Here is a 22,638-nt window from a genome sequence, read left to right as displayed (position 1 = left end):
CGTCTTGCTCGCCCCCGCGAGAACTTGGCGGGAACCGCCGGCGTCGTCGCCTCGGCCGGCGGATTCCCACAACCAGTAGACTCGCCGGGCTGTACGCAGCGCATCCGTAGCGGGTACCCGACATTACCCGGGTGTGTCCCGTGGGGACCCCGGAACGGTACTCGGATGCCCCCTCGGTGGGGTACGCGGACCACTGGGCGTCAGCCACTCATGGGCGTGGCGACTACGCAGAGGCGCGGTGGGGGGACTCTCAGTCCTCGACAGCGGCCGCGAGTTCGGCGCGGCTGGCGACGCCGAGCTTGGCATAGCTGCGGTGGAGGTGCCCTTCGACGGTACGCACGGACAGGTGGAGCTTCTCGGCGATCTGCCGGTCGCTGAGTCCGTCGAGCGCGAGCCCCACGATGTCCTGTTCCCGCGGGGTGAGCTGGAATGAGGCGAGCACCGCCTCGCCCGCGTCGTCGGCGGGGGCCGGGCTGCCGGGGGCCTCGCAGCGGCGCGCTGCCTGGCCGGCGAGGCGCGCGTTCGCGCGGTCGCCTGCGTCGTCGAAGGCGGCCGCTGCGCGGGCGAAGGCCCTCCGCGCGCGTCCCAGGAGGCCCAGCTCCCGCAGGAGCTCGCCGGCCTGCATGAGGTCCTCGGCCTTGCCGCTGACGATCGCTCGCGCCCAGGCGCCCATCGCGGCCGTCCAGCGGCCCTCGCACGCGGGCGCCAGCTCGGCGGCCTCGAGCGGATCGGGGCCGTGGCCGGCCTCGAGGTCCAGTTCCAGGGCCACCGCGCGCGCCGCCATCTCGATCCCGACGTGCCCGTCCTGGCGCAGCGTCTCGATGAACTCGACGAGGCGGCCCGCGGCGTCGGGCACCCCCAGCCGGACCTCGGCGGCGATCCGGTGCAGCCGGGCGAGCCAGCCGGTCAGCGCGCGCCCCACGTTGGCCGCGGCTTCCGCCTCCTCGAGCCACGTCTGGGCCTCCTCGGTCCGCCCGGCGGCCGCCGCAGCATAGGCGGCGAGGGCGAGGGTGAGGCCGAGGAGCTTGTACGGGTCCCCCACGCGGAGGCACTCGATGATCTCGGGCAGTACCTGGAGGGCCTCGTCGACGCGTTCCTGGCGGACCAGCGCGTAGGCCTGGGCGGTGTACAGGGCCGGCCCGCAGACCACGACCGGCCACGTGCGCCCGGTCCCGTAGGCCTCGACCGCGGAGTCGACGGCCTCCCAGGAGCCCACGTGGATCGCCGCGACCAGATAGCGCATGAGCGCGTGCCCCTCGAGGGGATAGTGTTCGTCATCCTCCACGGGCCGGGCCAGGACCGCGCCGGCGGAGCGCATCGCGCCCTCGAACCTGCCGCCCACGATGTCCGCCTCCGCCCGCATGAGGGACCAGATGGCGCGTTCGACGGCGGGCTCCCCTCCGCCGTCGAACGCTCGCCCGTGGGCGGGGTCGGCGGCGAGCGCCCGATGGAAGTCTCCCCCGTAGGCGAGCGCCATGGATTTCAGCAGGCGTGCCCTCCGCTCGATGGCATAGCGCGGGCCGTCTGCCCGGTCCGGCGGGAAGTCCGGCGGCAGCTCCCGGGCGATCGCCGCGAGCTGGTCGGCGTCGCCCGGGTTGGCGTGGGCCTGGCCGAGGACGGAGCGCACGTGCGAGAGGAGGAGGGTTCCGACGAGCAGGTCGTGGGCGTCCGTCTTGCGCCGCGGCCCCGAGAGGAGGGACGTGAGGCATGCCGAGTAGTCGCTCCTGTTGAAGAGCGCGCGGGCACGGGCCCCGCGCAGCCGCGAGCGGATGCCCTCGTCGCCGATGAGCCTGATGCAGTGCAGGGCGAGGGCGTTCTCGGACTGGCGCACGGCGAGCTCGGCACCCGCGGCCAGCTGGGCGTCGCCCACCTCGGCGCCCACGTCCAGCGCGAGCGCGATGCGCCCGAGCGCATTGGGCCGGTCGGGACCCCACGGCTCGCCCAGGGATTCGAGCTTCTGGTGGATCTGGAGCTTGCGCGGGATCGAGGTGAGCATCCGGATGGCGTCGGCGACGAGCGCCGAACGGATCCGCACGAACCCGTCCTCCCGGTCGGCGAGCCAGCCGCGCTCGCCGAGCTCGATCAGGACGTGTTCCGGAATGAGGGCCCGGGCGGACTGTTCCTGCAGGGGCTGCGCATGCGCGATGAGCGCGAGGCCCGAGCGCTGCGCCGGGCTGAGCGTGTCCAGGTCGGCGCGGACGTGCTGTTCGAGGGCCGCCCCGCTGCTGACGAAGTCGGCGGCGAGGACCCAGATGCCCCGCCGGGCGACGAGGGCTCCCTTGCCCAGCGCCTCGCCGATCACCAGCGGGAGCCGCTCGGGGCTGCCTCCGCTCACATGGTGCAGGACGGCCGCGGCCGCTCTGCAGACGGCACCCCCGAGCTGGGCCTCGGACATGGCGTGGCTTCCAGCCAGGTCCATGGGCCCGAGCTCCAGCCGCTCGCCCAGGCCGTCGTGCCAGAGCTCGAGGAGGCCGGGCGGCATGCCCGGCCGGAGGCGGGCGGTGGCCACGAGCTTGACCCATCGCGAGGAGACGGCCTCGGCGAGGACGGATGCGGTTCCCTCGTCCGCGTAGTGCATGTCTTCAGCGACGATGAGCACGGGGCGCCCGGCGTCGCGCGCCTTCGTGTCGACCATGGCCCACAGCGACCGCAGTACGGCCACATGCCCCGCCATGCCCCGGTCCGGGGCCGCGGCGCGGGCACGCCCGTTGGCGGTGCTCCCGTTGGCGGTGCTCCCGTTGGCTGTTCCGGCCGCACCGTGGGGTGCCAGGAAGTCGGCGGGCTCCAGCGAGTCGAGGATCGACAGGAGCGCACCGTGCCGCACCCCCTTGAGGGCGTGGCTCGCCAGCAGCCGGACGACGGCGAACTCCCCCTCGAGCGCCCCGGCGATCGACTCGGCGACGTCTGCCTTCCCGGCGCCAGCCTCCGCGACGACAAGGACCGCGCCGAGATCCCCGGACCTCAGCGACGCCACGGCGGCGTCGACCACGGCCGCCGAGCCGAGCGCTCTGGGCCCCTCGGTCCCCTCTGATCCGCGCGGGGGCCACGCCGGACCCCCCTGATGTGGCTCATACCAAGCCGGCAAGACCGCCACGAGACGTCACCCCCAATTTGGTGAACACCTGGTACAGGTGTCCTTCGACTGTCCGCACGGACAGTCCTACCGCGGCCGCGATCTCCCTGTTGCTGGCCCCGTTGGCCGCGAGCCGGGCCACCTCGTGCTCGCGCTCGGTCAACATGGGCGCAGGAACCTGTGGGGTGATCGGCAGGGCGGGCAAGGTGCGCGTGAGCCGGTCCAGACGCACCTGGGCCTCGCCCGCGCGGGTCTGGTCGCCGGCCATGCGCGCGAAGTCGACGGCGAGCGCAGCGCAGCGGGCCTCCACCGCGTCGAGCAGCAGGCCGTGGGCGAGCTCCGCGGCATTGAGCAGGAGGCCTGCATCCCTGAGCCGGCTGCCCTGGGCCACGAGGCCGCTGACCATCGCGAGGGGGCCCTGGCGCTGGGCGGCAAGGCGTTCGATCGCGCGGAACTCCTCCTCGGTCCCGGGGACGCTGGCGCCGAAGAGGGCGATGCCGGCCGCGGAGACGCGCCCCGCGGCCTCGTCCTTCTCGGCGAGGCGGTGCAGCGCCGCGGAGGCTTCCGGATCGCCGAGCCAGCGGCGCGCCATGGACGCGCAGAAGTCGGCGGTCCATTCGAGGCGCCAGGAGGTCGGGCGGCGGCTCTGGGCGGCGAGCGCGAGGTACCGTTCGGCCTCGGCGCGCTCTCCCGTCTGGGCGAACGCGAAGGCGGCGGCTGCCTGGGCCGTGGCCAAGGCGTTCCCGGCCTGGGTGCGCTCGAGCTGCGCGCACGCTGCCATGAGCGGATCGGCTGCGAGGTCCCCGCGTCCGGCCGTCACGTACGCGAGCCCGAGGGCCATCTCGGCTATGCCGCCGCGGAACGCGAGCCGCTGGGCGTTGTGCTCGAGGTAGTGGGCCGTCAGCGCGACGCACCGCTGCCACCGGCCGGTCCACAGCCAGACGGTGAAGGCGCTCCCGGCCAACGCGTCGGCGTCCTGGCCGGTTGCCCAGTCCTGCGGGTCGCCGAGGCTGTCCAGCAGCCGCTCGGCGTCGTCCTCCCGCCCGCACGCGCTCCACGCGTCGGCGAGCATGACCGTGCAGGCGCGGCGGAAGCGCTCGCTCACCCCCGGCCTCGCCATGGCATCCTCGAGTCCCGGCATAGCGGCGGCGAAGTCCCCGGCGAAGCACAGTTCCGCGTAGCGGGCGGACTCGAGGACCTCTGCGGCCTCGGCCAGGCTGTCGGGCCCGTCACGGACCGTGCCGCCGGGCCGCACACCGCCCTCGCTCCCCTCTCGCAGGGCAAGGGCCCTCTGGGCGTCCGCGAGGACCTCGAGGGGCCTCCCGTGTCCCGGCATCGTCCGCAGGAGTGCGGCGAGCGCGACCGCGTGCCGCGCAGCGTCGACGGCGCTGACCCTCTCGAGCGCGTCCTCGCGGACGCCGCGGAGCACCTCGAGCGCCTCTCCGGTCCGCTCGAGCAGCGACAGCGCGGCGGCCCGGTGGCGGGCGGCGACGGCGCGCAGGGCGTGCTGCTCCGGGACGAGGCCGGTGAACCGCAGCGCCTTCTCGGGTTCGAACAGTGCGACGGCGGCGTGGGCGGCCGCGACGGCCACCTCGGGGGAGATCGTGTCCCCGGAGCGCAGGGCCCATTCCGCATCGGCGACGAGCTCCGAGCGGCTGAGCGCCTCGGGCGGCCGGCCGGCGTCCCGACCCGTGAGCAGGCTGATCAGCTCCCGCGAGCGCTCGGCGCTGAGCCGGGCGCGCACGAGCTCGGCCATGCGCGGCTCGCGCAGCATGACGCAGCGTCGGTCGCCGGCCTCGGTGAGGATGAGCCCGCCGTCGTCCATGTCCACGAGCACGTCGCTGCCGAAGAGGTCCGCGAGGTCCGTGAGCGGCACCCGCCTGGCCACGGACAGCAGCTCGATCACCTCGCGCACGTCCTGCGCCTCGCGGGCCCAGCGCGCCCTGAGCAGGTCGTCGTACCCTGTCCCGTGGCGCGGCACGATCGGCCCCCTGAGGGTCCACACGCCGGAGTGGAGGTGGAGGTTCCCGCTCTCGCGTTCCTCGGTGATGATCGACTGGAGCTCGGCGGGATTGCCGTGGCACGCCTCGTGCAGCGCGCCGAGCGCGCCGGCGGTGACTCTTCCGTGGAGCAGGCCGACGACGAGCCTCTTCAGGTCCTGGACACCGATTCCCGCGAGCGGCACCTCGGTGAGCCGTCCGCGGCGCAGCAGCCTGAGCAGGTCTGGCGGGAGGAAGGCCGCGCGCTGGGCGACGACGATGGCGCGGGCCGTGTGGGAGAGCAGCAGGTGCAGCACGACGCCGGCGCTCGCCTCGTCCAGGGGCGCGGCGAGTTCGATGAGGAGGACGACCGGCCTGCCCTGGGCGTCGCGCCGCAGGATGTCCGCGGCAGCCAGGAGGAGCCCCGGGCGGGAGTCGGTCGCCCCGGCCGGCAGCCGGGCCAGGAGGAAGCCCAGGCTCCCGTAGTCTGCGCGCGACGCGGCCTCGGTGCTCCTGATGTGGACTGTGTGCGCCCCCCGGCCGAACGTGCCCGCGATGCCGCTGGCGAGGAAGGACTTCCCCACTCCCGGCGGCCCCGTGATGACGATCCCGAGCGAGCCGGACGCGGTCAGCGCGGCGCGCGCAGCCTCGGTCTCGGCCGGCCGTGCCAGAACGGACCAGCGGACGCGCTCCGTCTGGCGGCCCTTCGCCTCTGTGCCGTGCCCCTCGGCCACGCCACTGTCAGCGACGGACTCATAGGCCATTGTCCCCATGCTTAGCCTCCTGCGCCGGCCACCATGGCTCAATGGTCCGGCGCACCCTTAGGGTAGCCGTGCGCTTGACGGTACAACAGGCCTCACGAAAATCCACCGAGTGGCGGATCTGCACGGGGCAATGGGTCAGCTCTGCGCCTTGCGCACCGCGTCCTCGGCTGCAACCCACGCGATCATGGCGCACTTGACGCGTGCCGCGTAGCGGGAGACGCCCTCGAACGCCGCCGCGTCACCCAGGACCTCTGGGTCCGCGGCCACCGTCCCGCGGGAGCGCACCATCTCCCGGAAGGCATCCACGAGCGCAGCGAACTCGTCGGTGCGTGTCCCCTCCGCCATGTCGTGGAGGACCGAGGCTGAGGCCATCGAGATCGAGCAGCCCGCCCCCTCCCAGCGCAGCGAGCGTACGACGCCGTCCGCGACCTGGGCGCGGACCGTCACCTCGTCGCCGCACACGGGGTTGAGCTGGTGCGACTGCCCCTCGTGCGGGCCCGGCTCGCCCGCGAGGCCACTGCCGTGGCGCTGCTTCGCGTGCTCGAGGATGAGCTGCTGGTACAGCGAGTCGAGGCTCATCGCGTCGCCCCGAAGTAGCCGCGGACCTCGGCGAGAGCGCCGAGGAAGGCCTCGACGTCCCCGCTCGTGGTGTACAGGTAGGCGCTCGCCCGGGTGGAGGCGGTGAGGCCGAGCCGCCGGTGCAGGGGTTGGGCGCAGTGGTGGCCGACGCGGACGGCGATCCCGGCGCTGTCGAGGAACTGCCCGACGTCGTGCGCATGGACGCCCTCGACGTCGAACGCCGCAAGGCCGATGCGGCCGCTGCCGTGCCACTCCTCCCCCGGCGCCGGGCCCAGGAGCCGGACCCCCGGGATGGAGGCGACGCCCTCGGCGAGCCGCGCGCCCAGCTGGGACTCCCACGCGTGGATGCGCTCCATGCCGGTGTGCGAGAGGTAGTCCACTGCGGCCGCGAAGGCGACGGCCTGCGAGATGCGCTGGGTCCCTGCCTCGAACCGCTGCGGCGCCGGCATGTACTCGGCCCTCTCCATGGTCACGGTCGTGATCATGGACCCGCCCACGAGGAACGGCGGGAGGGCGTCGAGGAGCTCGCGCCGCCCGTAGAGGGCGCCGATGCCGGTCGGGGCGAGCATCTTATGGCCCGAGAAGGCCGCGAAGTCCACGTCGAGCGCCGCCAGGTCGAGCGGGAGGTGCGGGGCGGACTGGCACGCGTCGAGGACCACGAAGGCGCCGACCCGCCGGGCCAGCGCGACAAGCTCCTGGACCGGGGCGACCGAGCCGAGGACGTTGGAGGCGTGCGCGAAGGCGAGGACGCGGGTGCGGGGTCCGATCACGCGTTCGGCCTCGTCCATCCGGAGCCGGCCCGAGTCGTCCACGGGGATCCACCTCAGCGTGGCTCCCGTGCGGAACGCGAGCTCCTGCCACGGGATGAGGTTCGCGTGGTGCTCGAGCTCGGTGACGACGATCTCGTCGCCCGCCCCGATCGCAAGGCGGCGCGTGTCCGCGCCGCCGCGGCCGCGCTCGGCCCAGAGCGAGGCGGTCGCGAGCGACTGGGCGACCAGGTTGATGGCCTCGGTCGCGTTCGAGGTCCACACGATCTCATCGGGATCGGCCCCCACGAACCGCGCCACGGTGGCCCGAGCGTCCTCATAGGCGTCCGTGGCGCGGACGGCGAGCTCGTGCGCGCCGCGGTGCACGGCGGCATTGCGCTGCTCGTAGAACTCCTGCTCGGCCTCGAGCACGCTGCGTGGCTTCTGGCTCGTGGCGCCCGAGTCGAGGTAGACGAGGGGGTGGCCGTGGACCTCTTGGGCCAGCGCGGGGAAGTCATTGCGGATGCGCTCGGCCTCGGCGTCGTCCACGCCGGACGGGGCGTGCTGGAGGGTCATGGGGGTCTTGACCAGGGCCACGGGCTGGGCTCCTTCGGGCGGGACAAAGCTGCTCGGCGGCAGCACTATCAATTACGGCATACGGATATGGCGCAATCCATTGTCCCACGACTGGTCACGAACCCCTGCAGACACCAAAGGAGGGCCGGCGACGGCTGGGGGGAGGAACCTTGGTCTCGGGGAGGTTCCGACGTCGCCGACCCTGTCCTTCGGGTCTGTAGACTGAGCCTCGCGGCTCCGGCTACACATCCACTGTGACACCGTGGCGGCGGGAGCACATGGGTACTTGGTACTTGTTTTTCTTACGCCGTTGCCGCGAGGACTACTTGGCCCCGCCGGCGGTGTACTCGGTTCTCTGGCGGCTGCGGCCCAGTGACGAGGCGAGCTGCTCCCGGCTGGTCACGCCGAGCTTCGCGTAGGCGCGGTAGAGGTGGCCCTCGACCGTGCGGACCGAGACCGTCAGCCTGTCGGCGATCTCCCGGTCGCTCAGCCCCGCCACGGCGAACGAGGCGATCTCGCGCTCGCGCTTGGTCAGCGAACGCGGGTCGGTGGCGGCGATGGGACCGCCCTCGTCGCCGAGCAGCGTGTCGCACGCCGTCTTCCGCGCCCACACTGCCCTCGCGTCGCTTCTGCGCAGCCCCCGGTCAAGCGCCTTCGACGCCTCGGTGAAGCATTCCCGGGCGTACCGCTCGTATCCCGCAGCGAAGAGCTGCTCGCCGGCGGCGAGGAGGTCCTCCGCCTCCCCCTCCACGAGGGCGTCGGCCAGGGTGGCGGCCGCCAGGGCCCAGGGGCCCTCGACGCCTCCGGCGAGCCGTCCCAGCCGGCCGAGCCGATCGCGCCCTCCCGCCTCGAACCAGAGGAGCTCTGCCTGCAGCGCGACGTCCTGCCTCGTCCCCGCTTCGGCCGAGGCCACGAGCTTGGCCAGTGCGCGCCGCCTGCGGGCGTCAGGGACCAGGGAGTGCGCTGCAGCCGCGAGGAAGAGGTCGGCGAGCGGCTCCGCGAAGCCCGCGCCCTGCCCGTCCCCCGCCGCCGCCTCGCGCATGAGGTCCTCGGCCTCGGCCTGCCGCCCGGCGCCGGCCCCGGCGTAGGCGGCCAGGGCCTCCGCGAGCCGCAGGACGCGCTGCGGGTCGCGCTCGCGCAGGCCGTCGACGGCGACGGCGAGGAGGGGCCACGCCTCCCGGAACCGCCCGCGCCGCACGAGCGCGAGTCCGCGGGCGCATTCCGCCGCGGCCCCCGCGCAGATGAGGCCGGCATTCGATGCGGTCAGGTACCGCGTCAGCGCGTCCTCTGCCGCCGCCCAGTCACCCGCGGCCTGCGCCGCAGCCACCATGCTCGCGGCGCCGAGGCCCACGACGAAGGGATCGGCCGAGCTGTCCCCCGCGAGGCGCTCGACGGCCTTCCGCACCGTGGCCAGGGCGTGCACGGGGCGGCCCTGCGCGACGGCCACCTGCGCCTCGAGGACAGCGAGCACGACGCCGGCCTCGTCGTCGTACTCCGGCTCCTCGGCCAGCAGCGTCACGAGCCCAGTCCTGACGCTGTCGACGTCGCCCTTGAGGAAGTCCGCGGCCAGGGCAAGGAGGCGCCCGGTGCCGGGGTCCCCCGCGCCCAGGGCCTCGGCGTCCCTCCGCACTGCCGTCAGGTCGTGGCGGAGCAGGGCGCGGCTCATGAGCCAGATGAGGCAGCCGCCGAGCCCGGGGCGGACCCTGCCGTCCCGCCCCACGGTCGGGGCGAGCACGGCCTGTGCCTCCGCGTACTCGCCGCGGTTGAACGCGATCTGTCCGAGGATCTCCTTGGCGCGCGCTCGCGCCTGGGGCTCCTGGACCGCCTTCGCGGCGCGCTCGGCGAGCGCGTTCTCGAAGAGCCGCACGGACAGGGAGGCCGCGCGCAGGAGCGTGGCGTCATCGGTCTCGAAGCCGCTGTCGAGGGCCCAGGAGACGGCTCGGAGGAGCCCTTCAGCGGTCGAGGTCTGCTCATGCACGTACGCCGCCGCGGACTGGTGCAGCTGGATCGCCCGGGTGCGGGGGATGAGCTGGACGAGGGCATCGCCGTAGACCGGGTGCCTGAGGCGGAGGACCCCGTGGGCCCCCTCCGGCTGGCGCACGAGGCGCTTGGCGACCAGCTCCCGTACCGATTCCGGGCTGCACTCGCGCTCCACGAGCTCGAGCGGCGCCGGTTCCGCGACGACGATGAGGCTCAGGCAGTCCCGTTCCTCGGCGGAGAGCCGCGCGATCTGCGCACGGGCCAGCCCCAGCAGCCCGTCGGCCCGCCGTGGGAGCTCGCCGGCCAGGATCCAGGTTCCCCCGCGCTGGATCAGGGAGCCCTCGCGGCGCGCTTCGTCCACGAGGCTGCCGAGGACGAGCGGGTTGCCATTGGACTCCTGCCACAGCACCCGGACCACCGACGGGAGGAACCGGCCCAGGAGCGTGGACTCGAGGTAGTCCCTCGCCTCCTCGAGGCGCAGCGGGACGAGGTCGAGGCGCTCCACCCCGCCGTCCAGCCAGAGCTCGCGGAGCGGCCTCGGGAGCGCGGCGCCGCTCGGAGCGGCCACGATGGCCTTGGCCCACCGCGCCGACACGACCTCGGCCACGACCTCACTCGAGGAGTCGTCGAGCTCGTGGGCATCGTCGATCACGAGCAGCAGGCCGCGCTCGCGGACCCGGGTGAGGTCCTCGACCTGGCGCCAGAACGCCCGGAGGACCTCGACCCGGGAACCTGCCTCCTCAGCGGGCAGGCCCCCGAGGAAGGGCGCGAGCACCCCGAACGGGACCTTGGCCAGCGCGGGACTGCCGTGGATGCGCAGGGGCTCGAGCTCGCCGTCGAACGCCCGGGCGGTCGCGTCGAGCAGGATGGACTTCCCGTAGCCGGATTCCCCCATGACGAGGACCGCGGCGGTCCCGGGGCGCCGCAGCAGCGCGGTGGTGCGCTCGACGTCGCGGACACGCCCCACCACCCGCTCGGTCTTCACCTCCGGCTCCCGGGGCCGGCCCTCACAGGATGCCTGCCAGCTCGCTCCGGGTCGAGACCGACAGCTTGGCGAACACCTGGTACAGGTGGCCTTCGACCGTGCGCACCGAGAGCCCGAGGTCTTCGGCGATCTTCCGGTTCGAGGTCCCCTTCGCCGCGAGCACGGCGACCTCCCGCTCACGCATGGTGAGCACCGGCAGGGCCCTGCTCGGCGCCACGGGGAGGAGCGGCAGCCGTCCGGCGAGGGCGTCGAGGCGGGCCTGCATGAGGCGCAGGGTGACGGTGTCGCCCTGCTCGCTGGCCTTCTCGAGGGCGACGGCGGCGCAGCGGGACTCGAGCGCGTCGAGTTCGAGGCTGGAGGCGAGGTCGGCCGCACGGGTGAGCTCCGCGAGGTCACCGGTGCGGGAGCCGCGGGCGAGGAACAGCCCGACCTCCGCGAGGGGTCCCTGCCGGCGCGCGCACACCGCCTCGAGCAGCCTGAGCTCCTCCGGGCCGCCCTCGACGGTGGCACCCACGAGCTTGATCCCCGCCCGGTTCCAGCGACCGCGCAGGATGTCCTCCTGTGCTGAGGCCACGAGCCGGCGCGATGCGCCCGGATCGCCGATCCAGCGCCTCGCCATCTCTGCGCAGAACTCGGTGACGGTCTGGGCTGCGGAGCTGCTCGGAAGGGCCAGCCCATCGAGTCGGGAAAGCCACAGCCGGGCGCCGACGGCGTCCCCCAGCTGGGCGTACGCGAACGCCGTCGCGGCGTAGGCGGAGCCCAGCGAGTTCAGGACCGGCTGCTGTTCGAGGAGGGCTGTCGCGGAGAGCAGGTAGGAGAGGGCGTCCCTCCCCCGCCCCGCGTACACGTAGGCGAGGCCCATCGCGAGCTCCACCGACGCCCCGGCAGTGCGCAGGCGGGCGAGCGGCCACTGCGGCATCCCCTTCAGGAGGGCGAGGCACTGGCGCCAGTGCCCGTTGTACAGCAGGACGATGAACGCTCGCGAGCCGTACTCGTGCCGCAGGCGCGCGGACGTGGGGTGGCGGTCGAGCTGGCTCGCGATCTCGTGCATGAGCGCGAGCGCCTCCTGCTCGCGGCCGAGCACGGTGCGTGCCTCCATGAGGATGCAGGCGGCGATGAGCCGCAGCTCGTCGTCGGGCGCGCCCCTGCCTGCGGCCATGGCCTCGAGGCGGTCGACGACGCCGGCGTAGTCCCCGGTGAACGCCGCGTGCTCGAACTCGGCCAGGTCCAGGAGCGCCATGGCATGGCGCGCCTCGGCGTCGTCCGCCCCTCCCATGCCGATGCGCAGGAGCACCTCGCCCCGGGCGTCCGCGAGCAGTCCTGCGACCTCCCCGCCCCGCCCCGGGACCCATCGCGTCGCCTCCGCGCGGGAGACGGCAAACTTGGCCGCGGCAGTGGGAGTGAGCTCGTCGAGCTCCTCTTCGGTCACGTCTTCGAGGTAATGCAGGGCCTGGCGCGGGAGCTGGAGGGCGAGGGAGGCGCGCGCCCTGAGCCGCTGGACGGTGGGCCAGGTCGAGGGCTCGCGTTCGACGCTGTCGAGGCACTCGAGGGCGAACCCGGGGTCGTAGAGGCGCAGCGACGCGGCGGCGGCGGCGACCGCGTGGGCGACGGGGAGCGGCGTGTGGCACTCCCTGGTCCAGGCGGCGAGGCCGAGGAGCTCGACCGTCGTGATCACCTCGAGGGGAGGCTCTCCGTCTGCGAGGAGGAGCCTGCGCAGCTCGCGCCTCCGTGGCACCGAGAGCCAACCGCGCACGACGTCCCCGACGAGGGGGTCGGTGAGCGCCGTCGAATGGCGCCCGCCCTCGTCCACGGCGATGAGCCCGGCGTCCTCCATGCGCGCGATCACCTCGCCGCCGAACGCCAGGACGAGCCGCTCGAGGGAGATGCGGCGCGCACACGCGAGCGCCTCGATGACGGTCTGGACGTCGGCCGGCTCCCGCTCGATCCTCGCACGGACCAGGTCGTCGAGCTGGCGGATCGACCCCGTGTCCGCGTCGGGCGAGAGCCTCCACACGCCGTCGGCCTCGGCGAGGAGTCCCTTCTGCAGGAGTTCGGAGACGGTCAGCAGGGCGACCTGCGGGTTGCCGCGGGACATCGCGTGGAGCTGGAGGCCCACCGTGCGCGGCACCAGCCCGCCGAGCAGCTCGGAGAGCGCAGAGAGGGTCTGCTCCGGCGCGAGCGGGGCGAGCGGGACCTCGCGGAGCCGCTCCTCGGCGATCATCCAGTGGAAGTCGACGGGGAGGTCGCTGGCCCGGTCGGCGACGATGATGAGCTTCGACGTGCCCGTCACCATGACGTTGACGAGCGTCGCCGTGCTCAGCTCGTCGAGGTTGTTGGCCGTCTCGAGCGCGACGACCGACATGCGGCCTCCCGCATCCGCCGCGAGCAGCTTGAGGATGCCGCGCATGATCGACCCGGGGTCGCCCTGGTCGACCTCGGGGAGGCGGGCGAGCAGGAGGGCGAGAGCGCCGTAGGGCGTCTCCCGACCGACGATCGTGCTGCGCAGGCGGACGGTGTGCGCGGTGGCATCGAGCTCCGAGACGAGGGCGGAGGCGACGGCAGACTTGCCGAGGCTCGCGTCACCGGTGAGCACGACGCCGTAGGACCTCGGATCCCGGAGCACGGCGATGGCCTCCGCGATCTCCTTGCCGCGGACTGTCCGCGCCCAGCGGAGCCTGTCGGCCGACCTCTCCCTGGCCTCGCGGACGAGGTGCCCTGACCCGGGCACGTCGAGCTTGATCCCCATAGAACCTCCGCCCCAGCGCGTCGGCACGTCCCCCATAGAACGTCGCAGGGAAAACGATACAGCCACGCTCCGCGGGACCGCAGGGTCTAACGTCACATATTGGCGGGCGGGATCACGCCTTGGCCGGATGGAATCGCTGCTGGGCGTCGAGCAGGCCGTCGCGGACGAGCGCCTCGACGGCGTCGGCGGCCTCGTCGAGGAGGAACGGGAGCTCCTTCCTCTCCGCTGTGCCGAAGTCGCGCAGCACGAAGTCGGCCGCGTCCATCCGGCCCGGAGGCCTGCCCACCCCCACGCGCACCCGCAGGTAGTCCTTCGTGGCGAGCGCCTTGGAGATGTCCCTCAGGCCGTTGTGGCCTCCTTCCCCACCGCCCAGCTTGAGCTTGATGGAGTTGAAGGGGATGTCGATCTCGTCGTGCACGGCGATGACATGGTCGGGGTCGATCCCGTAGTACTTCGCGAGCGAGGACGTCGGGCCGCCCGAGACGTTCATGTACGTCAGGGGCTTGGCCAGCACCACGCGCGAGCCGCCGATCCCCAGCCGCCCCTCGAGCACGACGGCGCGCGCTCCCTTGTGGGAGGTGAACTTCCCGCCGATCCGGCCCGCGAGCTCGTCGAGGACCATCTGCCCCACGTTGTGCCTGTTGCCGCTGTACTCGGGGCCCGGGTTGCCGAGGCCCACGATGAGCCAGGTGTCGGTCATGGATGCGCTCCTGAAGAGGGGACGTGGACAGGTCCGGTGGGACGTGGACAAGGGACTGGACAAGGGAAAGGCGGCCCGCCCCGGGTGGGACGGGCCGCCTCGAGTCCCGGGTGCGAGACTACTCGGCCGCGGCCTCTTCGGCCGGAGCCTCGGCGGCCTCGGCCTCGGCGCCCTCGGCGGGAGCTTCCTCCTGCTCGGCGGCGACAGCCTCGGAGACGTTCACCACGAGGGTCTCGGGGTCGGCCAGGAGCGTGACGTTCGCGGGGAGCGCGATGTCCGAGGCGTGGATGTGCTGGCCGGCCTCGCGGCCCTCGACGCTGACCTCGAGGGCGGTGGGCAGGTGGGTCGCCTCAGCCTCGACCGAGACGGTCACGGCTTCCTGGGTGGCGACGAACCCGGGTGCGACCTCGCCGGCCACGTGCACGGGGACGTCGACCGTGACCTTCTCGCCACGGCGGACCGTGAGGAGGTCCATGTGCTCGATCGTCTGGCGGATCGCGTTGCGCTGGATGTCCTTGACGATCGCGAGGTGCTCCTCGCCCTCGATGTCGAGCGTGAGGAGGGCATTCGGGACGCGGACGGCGATCATCGTCTCGTGGCCCGGGAGGGCGACGTGGATCGGCTCGGCACCGTGGCCGTAGATGACGGCAGGGATCTTGTGGGCGGCGCGGATGCGGCGGGCGTAGCCCTTGCCGAATTCGGTGCGCTTCTCGGCTGCGAGCTTCTCGCTCATAGTGGCTCCTTCGAGGTTCGGGGCGAGGCCGACAGGACGAGTCTTCACGGCCTCCAGCACGCCGCCGAAGGAGATCTGACCCAGTCGATCACGGAGCGGCGCCTGCACTGCTGCAGGAAGGACGCTCCCTCGCCAAGGTTCGCCGTCCATCCTACCAGCCCGCCGACGGTGGAAAGCGCGCGGCGGGCGCACGACGCCGGGTACCCATCTGAGGTGGGAGACCATCAACCTTTCGGTTTGCGCCGTGAGGCGCTGTTATTTCGAGTGGAGGTGGGAGACCTTCGCTGCCGGAAGACGCGCGGCCGAACGGTGGTGCCCGCGACCATGCCCCTCAGTGGGCAGGGTCGCCGGTATCGGAGATGCACGCCAAGCTCCACCGTTGGGCGGAAGCCGGCCCGGACCCGTTCGATGACTCTTCGTAGCCCAGGTGGGCGCGGTCAGCTCGCCCTCGAGGGCGGACTCGACCACGAGCTTGGTTAGCTGCGCCAGCAGCCTCCCCATCGATCGCGAGCCCCCTGTCGCTGCGCGTCGCCTACGAGCCGCGCGATCAGCGCTCGGTCCCACGACCGCCACGGCAGGCCGCTCGGCATCCCGCGGGCGGCAACGTTCAGTTCCTCCGCGACCGACTCAGCAGGCGGCTCAGCATCAACTCCCTTGGGTACCTCCTGCGTCAGAGTTAGACACCGTCAAAAGTGCAGTCCCGGCCGGGAACGGACTGGATCAGTCCGACGTAGGTTTTCAGGCACAGATGCCCGCCCAGGAGCGGCAACAGACCTGCGCACCTCAGTTCCTCCGATGGCGCTCGACTGCGGCCCTCATCGGCACGGGCGTTGTGCGTACACGTACACCTGCGCTCGCCCGGACACGCCCCAGCGCCGGTACTCGAGGCCGGCAACTTGTGGAAGCTGGAGAGTTGGGTCTCCGCTGATCACATAGCACTCGGTGGATTCTGGAAACATGTTAAGGATGCGGGGAAGCGCCGAATTGGGGTGGGTTTCAAGTCCTCGCCGGTCAGCTGGTAGTTCGGCATGGGTGCCAATCCACTCAAGTCCTGCGTTGATCGCTGTGGGCGGCACTCCTTGTGCCACCAGTTGCTCGGCGGCCTGCCAGCGCGCCGCGTCATAGGACAGTGCATCGCTGGTGAGTAGTAGGCCCAGTCCCACGTTGATCGTAACCGCCGCGTAGGCGATGCGGGGAATAGTCCTCCAGAATGGCATCAGAAGGGCCGCCGCCAGGGGGACAACGGGCAGAAAGTATCGACTGAAGATCTCTTGTCCCATGGCGGCCTGGATCAATGTCCCTATGAGAAGCATGGACAGCATTAGGGTCGGCAGGGGATCTCGCAGAACCTTGTTGCTCTGGCGGCGCCGGTTCTGCCACAGGTGAGACAGTGCTCGCAGGAGAATCGCACACACCATTCCCGCCGAGAGCACAGCGAGCGCCATCGTGGCAGCCCACACGCCATCGGGCAAGACCTTCCGCGTCCCAACCGAGGCCGCGGCATATGCTCCCCCGACCCCCATGTAGTTGCCCATCAGCGTGTTGGGCCAGCGAACCACGACCCATATCGCCGAGACTGCTACGCTCGCGGGAACGAATACCCACGTAGCCCAGTGGCGCCAGTTCAAACTGACCCGGGTCCCTAGGATCAGAGGGCTCGCGATCAGCCCCAATGTAAAGGCACCCGCCACAGAGACAGCGATTAGGTGCCCCACACTCGGCTGGAAACTCGGTGGATCGCCGAACGGAAGAGAACGCCGCCACAGCTCGAACACGATGAATGCGACGCCGAACGCGATCGACTGGACCAGAGCGAGCACGCGAGACCGGCCACGCATGATCCAGACCGCTGCGAGGCCGATGGCGACCGGGGCGATGAGCGCTTGCTCACGGATCGTGACTCCCCATAGCCCCACGGCCAGCGCGACGGACAGCACCCACTGTCTACTGGAAGCGAGGGCGGTGTCGGCGACCGTTGCGGCCAGGATCACGGCAACGAAGGCTGGCATGTCCGCCATATAGGAGGTGCCAAGCAGGCCAAACTCCGGGACGGCGGCTACGGCCAGTGCCGCGAAGGCTCCGGCATCGTCGCCTCCCCGTGCCGTGACAAACCGTTGGGTCGCTATAAGCCCAACCGCGGCCATGATCGCGACCCAGACCTGCTCAGCCACCACGGACCCGGCGAGTGGACCCAGCGCGACGATCTGACCGACCAAGGACGACCGGTTCCAACCCACCAGTACGATCTGCCCCGTCTCGGCAAAGGTGCGCCCGATTATTGCATGAGACCACGCGTCATTGTGGGGAATCGCGATACTGCGGGTCAGAACAGCCAACCCCAGCGGGACGACCACCCCGACGACGAGTGCTACGCCTAACACCACGCGAGGGCGGACTCCAGAGGGCCACCAACCGGCACAGAGAGGCCGGAAGCCAATTGCGTCCCTCAATGTCTCCCCTCATTCGCAGCGGCCAGACAAGTGGACAGTTTACGGAACGTTCAGGCCGGTCCAGCCGATCAACTTCAGACCCTGACCCGGCTCGCGGATCGGACTATTCTAGGCGCCGGGACTGCACTTTCAAAGGTGGCAACTCCGACGCAGGAGGTGCGGTCCAAGACGGCCTGACGAAGCCCGGACCGCTTCAGATCGACCTGGCCCGGGACCGGGCGGGCACGTTTGAGCCGGTGGCCATGGCCAAGCGGCTGCGGGGGCTGGCTCGATCGAGGACATCGTCCTCTCGCTCAGCGCGCGGGGGGTGACGCACCGGGGCATCTCGGTCCACTTGGCCGATGTCCACATCCACTGGACCCGGTCTGCCCGGGGGTGTTCATCGACCGCATCCGCGCCAACGTCCGCGACGGGCAGGCAGCTGACCGGCCGATCTATATCGCCCTCGCCGTCACCACCGAGGGGAACTGGGACATCCTGGGCGGGTGGGCCGGGGACGGTGGCAAAGGCGCGAAGTACTGGCAGCAGGTCCTCGCCGAGATCCGCAACCGCCTCGAGAACGTCCTGAGGCTCGTCTGCGACGACCTCAAGGGGCTCCCCGACGCGGTGGGCAATGTGTGCCCGGCCACGATCGTGCAGACCTGCATCGTGCACCTGATGCTCAACAGCTTCCGCTACGCGTCCCGGCAGGACTGGGGGGCGATCTCCCGGGGCCTCAAGTCCGTCTACGACGCTCGCACAGGAGGCCGCGCGGGATCTGGTGCGGGCGCAGGAGGACTGCCGCGAAGACCTGGGGCGGGCCCGGCACCGGCTATCGAAGCTGCTGCTGCGCCACGGGATCGTCTATCACAGGGGCGGAGAGGCCTGGACCGGGACCCATGACGCATGGCTTCGCCGCGAGGTGGCCCCGGCGCTGGGCTCGAGGGCGACCCGGATGGCCTTCGACTCCACTGCGAGGCTGTGCTGACGGTCAGGGCCCGCAGCGACCGGCTCGACCATGCGATCGGGGAGCCGGCAGCGAGGTCGCCCCGGACGAGCACCGTCTGGGCTGCCTGCGGGGGTGAGCACGCTGACCGGGTTCGCCCTCGCGGTGGAGATCGGGGACTGGCACCGGTTCACCGGGACCACGTCGGCTCCTTCGTCGGCCTGCCCCTCCGAGCGTTCCTCGGGCGCCTCCCGCGCGCAAGGGCCGATCACCAAGACCGGCAACGCCCACGTCCGCCGGCTCCCGGTCGAGGCCGCCTGACACCACCGGGCCCGCTACACGGTCGGGAAGACGATGCGCGACCGCGGCACGGTTCTGCGGCGATGAGGGCAACAGGCGCCTGCACGCCCGGTGGGTGGGCTTATCAGCCTGACCGCGCGTCGCCCAACGACACGCTCGCCGACCACCCCTCCAGCGGAGCAAAGAGGCGCCGCCAGGACTCCTCCCGGCAGCGCCTCGCCATGCCCACTTGACAGCGGACTACTCCATATCAGCTGCGGCCGTCGAAGAGGCTCGTGACGGAGCCGTCGTCGAAGACCTCGTGGATCGCGCGGGCGATGAGCGGCGCGATCGAGAGCACCGTGAGCTGCTCGAAGCGCTTCTCCGGCGGGATCGGGAGGGTGTTCGTGACGACGACCTCGCGCGCGCCCGACTCGGCGAGCCGCTGCGCCGCGGGATCGGAGAACACGGCGTGGGTCGCGGCGATGATCACCGAGCGGGCCCCGGCGTTCTTCAGGACCGTCACGGCGCCCGAGATCGTGCCGCCGGTGTCGATCATGTCGTCGATGAGGACGCAGTCGCGGCCCTCAATCTGGCCGACCACGGTCTTGGACACCGCCGAGTTGGGGACGTTGACGTCGCGCGACTTGTGGACGAAGGCGAGCGGGGCGCCGCCGAGGCGCTCGGCCCACTGCTCCGCGACGCGGACTCGGCCGGTGTCCGGGGAGACGACCGTGACCTTGTTCAGGTCCACGCGGGTGCGCACGTAGTCGGCCAGCAGCGGGATCGCCATGAGGTGGTCGACCGGGCCGTCGAAGAAGCCCTGGATCTGCGCCGTGTGCAGGTCCACGCTCATGAGCCTGTCCGCGCCGGCCGTCTTGTACAGGTCCGACATGAGGCGGGCCGAGATGGGCTCGCGGCCGCGGTGCTTCTTGTCCTGCCGGGCGTACGGGTAGAACGGGGAGACGACCGTGATCCGCTTGGCGCTCGCGCGCTTGAGCGAATCGATCATGATGAGCTGCTCCATGATCCAGTTGTTGATCGGCGCCGGATGGGCCTGGATCACGAAGGCGTCCGTGCCGCGCACGCTCTCCTCGAACCGGACGTACGTCTCGCCGTTGGCGAAGTCATACGCCGACGTCGGCAGCAGCTCGGTGCCGAGCTCCTTGGCGATCTCCTGCGCGAGCTCCGGGTGGGCTCGCCCGGAGGCGAGGACCAGGCGCTTCTCGCCGTGTGCCGTGATGTCGGTCATCTACTTGCCTTCTTCTTTCGTCGGGGATGCGGCGGACTGGGAAGTCTCAGCGGCCTCGCGGGCCTGCGCGGCAGCGGTGCGGGCCTGGGCAGCCGCCGCGGCGGACGGCGAGCCGGCGCGGTTCGCCTCCGTCCACCCCTCCGCGTTGCGCTGCGGCGCGACGGACAGGGCCAGGGCTCCGGCCGGCACGTCCTTGCGCACGATGGCGCCCGCGCCCGTGTAGGCGCCGTCGCCCACGGTCACGGGGGCCACGAAGACGGTGTTCGACGCGGTGCGGACGTGCGCCCCGATCACGGTGCGGTGCTTGTTGACCCCGTCGTAGTTGGCCGTGATGTTGCCGCAGCCGATGTTGGTCCCCTCGCCCACCTCGGCGTCGCCGACGTAGCCGAGGTGCGAGAGCTTCGCGCCGCGCCCGATCACGGCGTTCTTCGTCTCGTAGAACGCGCCGATCTTGCCCTCCGGGCCCAGCCTGGTGCCGGGGCGGAGGTAGGTGAACGGGCCCACCGTCGCACCGGCGCCGATCTCGGCCTTCGTGCCGTCGGTCCGCTTCACGGTGGCACCCTCCCCCACCAGCACGTCGGTGAGCGTGGTGTCCGGGCCGATCACCGCGTCGCGCTCAATCACCGTGCCCCCGTGGAGCTGGGTGTTGGGCTTGACGGTGACGTCCTCGGCCAGGCGGACGGTCGCATCGATCCACGTCGTCGCAGGATCGACCACGGTGACGCCGGCGCGCATCCACGCCTCGACGGTGCGGCGGTTGTGCTCGGCGGCGAGCGCCTGGAGCTGGATGCGGTCGTTGGCGCCCTCGACCTGCCAGCGGTCCGTCGTGGCCAGCGCCGCGACCCGGCCGCCGGCCTCGCGGGCGATCGCGAGCACGTCGGTGAGGTACTTCTCGCCCTGGGCATTCTCGGTGGTGACCTGCTTGAGCGCGTCGCGGAGGACTGCCGCGTCGAAGGCGTAGATCCCGGAGTTCACCTCGCGGATCGCGCGCTCGTCCTCGGTGGCGTCCTTGTGCTCGCGGATGCCGGTCACCGTGCCGTCGCCGCCCCGCAGGATCCTGCCGTAGCCGGTCGCGTCGTCGAGGACGGCCGTGAGAACCGTGACGGCGTTGCCGCCCGCCTCGTGCTCGCGGACGAGCTCGGCGAGCAGCTCGGTGGTGAGCAGGGGCACGTCGCCGTAGGTGACCACGACCGTGCCGGCGAGGGAGCCGCCCTCGGCGGCCACGGCGGCGTCGAGCGCCTCGATCGCGGCCTCGACCGCCCGGCCCGTGCCGGGCACCTCATCCTGGTCCACGATGACGGCGTCCGGGTCCACGGACGCGATGTGCTCGGCAACGCGGTCCCTCTCGTGCCGCACGACAGCGGCGAGGCGCTCGGGCGCGAGGCCCCGGGCTGCCGCGAGCGCGTGGGCGACCATGGACTTCCCGCCGAGCTCGTGGAGGATCTTGGGAGTGCGGGACTTCATGCGCGTCCCGGCGCCGGCCGCGAGGACGACGACGGCTGCGACCCGGGCTGCCGACGCCTGGCCGGGTTCGGAGCGCTCTGGGGTCTGTGCGGACTCCGCACCGGGTGCGTTGACGCTGTTGCCGGGCATGTCCGCATTCACTGTCGCTGGCTCTCCTGATCGATCGGCTGAGGCGCGTGTGGCTCCGCCATTCTATCCGCGCCGTCCGCGGGGGCGGGGCGGCCACGTTCCGCCCCTAGGATTCGAACCTAGACTGCACGGCTCCAAAGGCCGGCGTGCTGCCATTACACCAGGGCGGAGTGCTGTGCAGCAGCCCGGCCCCGGAAGGACGGGGACGGCCCGCGGCGCGCGGCACAGAGACCAATTCTGCCACGGATGGCCCGGTGCCCCGCCCGGCCTACTGGCCTCCCCCGCTGCGCCGCTGGACGCGGCGCTTCCGGCGGGACCTGCGGACGCGCCACACGATCACCACGACGAGCGCGACGGCGACCACGACGGCGGCGACGTCCCGCCCCACGGTCTTCGCCACCGCCTCGTACGAGGCGCCGGCGAGGTACCCCAGCAGGGTGAAGCCGATCCCCCACACGAGGCCGCCGAGGGCGTTGTAGGCGAGGAATGTCCGGTAGCGCATGTGGGAGGCGCCGGCGAGCGCGGGGGTCACGGCCCGGAAGAAGGCGACGAAGCGGCCGAGGAACACCGCCCATCCCCCGCGCCTCGCCAGGAACTCCTGCGCGTCGCCGAGGCGTTCGCGGTGGCGGCGCAGGGCGCGGGATCCCAGGAGCTTCGGGCCCAGGTGCTTGCCGACCTCGTAGCCGGCGGTGTCCCCGGCGACCGCCGCGACCACGACGAGGGGGACCATCACCCAGATGTCGGCCTTGCCCTGGTTCGCGATGACGCCCCCGACCACGGCGGCCGTCTCCCCGGGGACCACGAAGCCGACGAAGGCCGCGTCCTCGGCGAAGACGAGGGCGAAGACGAGCAGGTAGGCCGCGAGCGGCGGGATGGAGAGGACCGCGGCAACGATGTCACCCACCGGTCGATCCTAGGGCGAGCCCACCCCGCGTGCCAGCCGCAGGAGCAGACGCGTGATGGCTCAGGGATCGTGATGGCTCAGGGATCGTGGCGGACGACCGTCGCCTGGTCCGTGCAGTGGACCATGTGGCGTCCCTGGCCGCCGTCCTCGATGACCCACAGGACCGATCCGTCCGGAGCCACGGCGTCGACCGTTCCGGACACCGCGAGGCGTCCGCGCGCCGTGACGGTGACCGGGTCACCCGGCAGCACCAGTGCGAAGTCGTCGCCGCGCGCGCCCATGGCCTTCCCCCCCTTGCCGCTGCCGTTCGGCAGCCGGTCCCGAGCCTACGCAGCGGGTGTGCCGAAAGGATGACGCCGAGGTGAACATCCGGG

At 72.1% G+C, this 22,638-nt stretch carries 15 protein-coding genes and 1 tRNA gene; 2 read left to right on the top strand and 14 right to left on the bottom strand.

The genetic code is table 11. The features are described 5' to 3' along the window. Window positions 1–250 precede the first annotated feature (250 nt). The 9 genes from CGQ25_RS04785 to CGQ25_RS04745 form a co-directional block, all read right to left on the bottom strand. Window positions 251–2,989, bottom strand: coding sequence for a LuxR family transcriptional regulator (locus tag CGQ25_RS04785; protein ID WP_208712050.1), 2,739 nt, complete (start codon window positions 2,987–2,989; stop codon window positions 251–253). A 79-nt stretch (window positions 2,990–3,068) separates the two neighbouring features. After that, window positions 3,069–5,825, bottom strand: coding sequence for a LuxR C-terminal-related transcriptional regulator (locus CGQ25_RS04780; protein WP_208712049.1), 2,757 nt, complete (start codon window positions 5,823–5,825; stop codon window positions 3,069–3,071). 126 nt (window positions 5,826–5,951) lie between these two features. Next, on the bottom strand, window positions 5,952–6,395 hold the full coding sequence (sufU, locus tag CGQ25_RS04775) for a Fe-S cluster assembly sulfur transfer protein SufU (protein ID WP_208712048.1): 444 nt from the start codon (window positions 6,393–6,395) through the stop codon (window positions 5,952–5,954). Beyond that, window positions 6,392–7,738, bottom strand: a complete 1,347-nt coding sequence (locus tag CGQ25_RS04770; RefSeq protein ID WP_208712047.1) for a cysteine desulfurase — start codon at window positions 7,736–7,738, stop codon at window positions 6,392–6,394. The genes sufU and CGQ25_RS04770 overlap by 4 nt, the downstream gene beginning before the upstream one ends. 301 nt (window positions 7,739–8,039) lie before the next feature. Beyond that, complete coding sequence (locus CGQ25_RS18630; protein WP_208712046.1) at window positions 8,040–10,682, bottom strand: LuxR C-terminal-related transcriptional regulator; 2,643 nt, start codon at window positions 10,680–10,682, stop codon at window positions 8,040–8,042. A 22-nt stretch (window positions 10,683–10,704) separates the two neighbouring features. Then, entirely contained in the window at window positions 10,705–13,428 is a 2,724-nt protein-coding gene (locus CGQ25_RS04760; RefSeq protein ID WP_208712045.1) for a LuxR C-terminal-related transcriptional regulator, read from the bottom strand. Between the two features lie 112 nt (window positions 13,429–13,540). Beyond that, window positions 13,541–14,128: an aminoacyl-tRNA hydrolase gene (gene pth / locus CGQ25_RS04755; RefSeq protein ID WP_208712044.1), complete on the bottom strand. Its 588-nt coding sequence runs from the start codon at window positions 14,126–14,128 to the stop codon at window positions 13,541–13,543. Window positions 14,129–14,246: 118 nt separating this feature from the next. Beyond that, window positions 14,247–14,861 (bottom strand): 50S ribosomal protein L25/general stress protein Ctc, encoded by a 615-nt coding sequence (locus CGQ25_RS04750; RefSeq protein WP_208712043.1) that lies wholly within the window; start codon window positions 14,859–14,861, stop codon window positions 14,247–14,249. 815 nt (window positions 14,862–15,676) lie between these two features. Next, entirely contained in the window at window positions 15,677–17,242 is a 1,566-nt protein-coding gene (locus tag CGQ25_RS04745) for a hypothetical protein (protein WP_222703701.1), read from the bottom strand. Window positions 17,243–17,686: 444 nt separating this feature from the next. Between CGQ25_RS04745 and CGQ25_RS18270 the strand changes: the two genes are divergently transcribed. Both CGQ25_RS18270 and CGQ25_RS18265 read left to right on the top strand, forming a co-directional pair. Next, window positions 17,687–18,193 carry a transposase gene (locus CGQ25_RS18270; protein WP_222703700.1) on the top strand — a complete coding sequence of 169 codons (507 nt, stop codon included), beginning with the start codon at window positions 17,687–17,689 and terminating at the stop codon, window positions 18,191–18,193. A gap of 178 nt (window positions 18,194–18,371) precedes the next feature. Next, window positions 18,372–18,557, top strand: a complete 186-nt coding sequence (locus CGQ25_RS18265; RefSeq protein ID WP_222703699.1) for a transposase — start codon at window positions 18,372–18,374, stop codon at window positions 18,555–18,557. 229 nt (window positions 18,558–18,786) lie between these two features. Here CGQ25_RS18265 and CGQ25_RS04730 read toward each other — a convergent pair whose 3' ends face one another. The 5 genes from CGQ25_RS04730 to CGQ25_RS04710 form a co-directional block, all read right to left on the bottom strand. Further along, entirely contained in the window at window positions 18,787–19,767 is a 981-nt protein-coding gene (locus CGQ25_RS04730; RefSeq protein ID WP_208712041.1) for a ribose-phosphate diphosphokinase, read from the bottom strand. After that, complete coding sequence (gene glmU, locus CGQ25_RS04725) at window positions 19,768–21,360, bottom strand: bifunctional UDP-N-acetylglucosamine diphosphorylase/glucosamine-1-phosphate N-acetyltransferase GlmU (protein WP_208712040.1); 1,593 nt, start codon at window positions 21,358–21,360, stop codon at window positions 19,768–19,770. A gap of 98 nt (window positions 21,361–21,458) precedes the next feature. Next, window positions 21,459–21,530 (bottom strand) — tRNA-Gln (locus CGQ25_RS04720). Window positions 21,531–21,628: 98 nt separating this feature from the next. Then, on the bottom strand, window positions 21,629–22,264 hold the full coding sequence (locus CGQ25_RS04715) for a DedA family protein (protein ID WP_208712039.1): 636 nt from the start codon (window positions 22,262–22,264) through the stop codon (window positions 21,629–21,631). 77 nt (window positions 22,265–22,341) lie between these two features. Further along, complete coding sequence (locus tag CGQ25_RS04710) at window positions 22,342–22,545, bottom strand: hypothetical protein (RefSeq protein ID WP_208712038.1); 204 nt, start codon at window positions 22,543–22,545, stop codon at window positions 22,342–22,344. Between the last annotated feature and the right edge of the window lie 93 nt (window positions 22,546–22,638).

Source organism: Sinomonas sp. R1AF57, assembly GCF_002224485.1.
Lineage (GTDB): Bacteria > Actinomycetota > Actinomycetes > Actinomycetales > Micrococcaceae > Sinomonas > Sinomonas flava.
This window is presented reverse-complemented; position numbering and strand designations above follow the sequence as displayed.

What these genes read in the sequence shown, in the direction of transcription:
- sufU (WP_208712048.1), bottom strand. Translation starts at nt 6,395, where the DNA reads ATGAGCCTCGACTCGCTGTACCAGCAGCTCATCCTCGAGCACGCGAAG.
- CGQ25_RS04730 (WP_208712041.1), bottom strand. Translation starts at nt 19,767, where the DNA reads ATGACCGACATCACGGCACACGGCGAGAAGCGCCTGGTCCTCGCCTCC.
- CGQ25_RS04780 (WP_208712049.1), bottom strand. Translation starts at nt 5,825, where the DNA reads ATGGGGACAATGGCCTATGAGTCCGTCGCTGACAGTGGCGTGGCCGAG.
- CGQ25_RS04750 (WP_208712043.1), bottom strand. Translation starts at nt 14,861, where the DNA reads ATGAGCGAGAAGCTCGCAGCCGAGAAGCGCACCGAATTCGGCAAGGGC.
- CGQ25_RS04760 (WP_208712045.1), bottom strand. Translation starts at nt 13,428, where the DNA reads ATGGGGATCAAGCTCGACGTGCCCGGGTCAGGGCACCTCGTCCGCGAG.
- CGQ25_RS04710 (WP_208712038.1), bottom strand. Translation starts at nt 22,545, where the DNA reads ATGGGCGCGCGCGGCGACGACTTCGCACTGGTGCTGCCGGGTGACCCG.
- pth (WP_208712044.1), bottom strand. Translation starts at nt 14,128, where the DNA reads ATGACCGACACCTGGCTCATCGTGGGCCTCGGCAACCCGGGCCCCGAG.
- glmU (WP_208712040.1), bottom strand. Translation starts at nt 21,360, where the DNA reads ATGCCCGGCAACAGCGTCAACGCACCCGGTGCGGAGTCCGCACAGACC.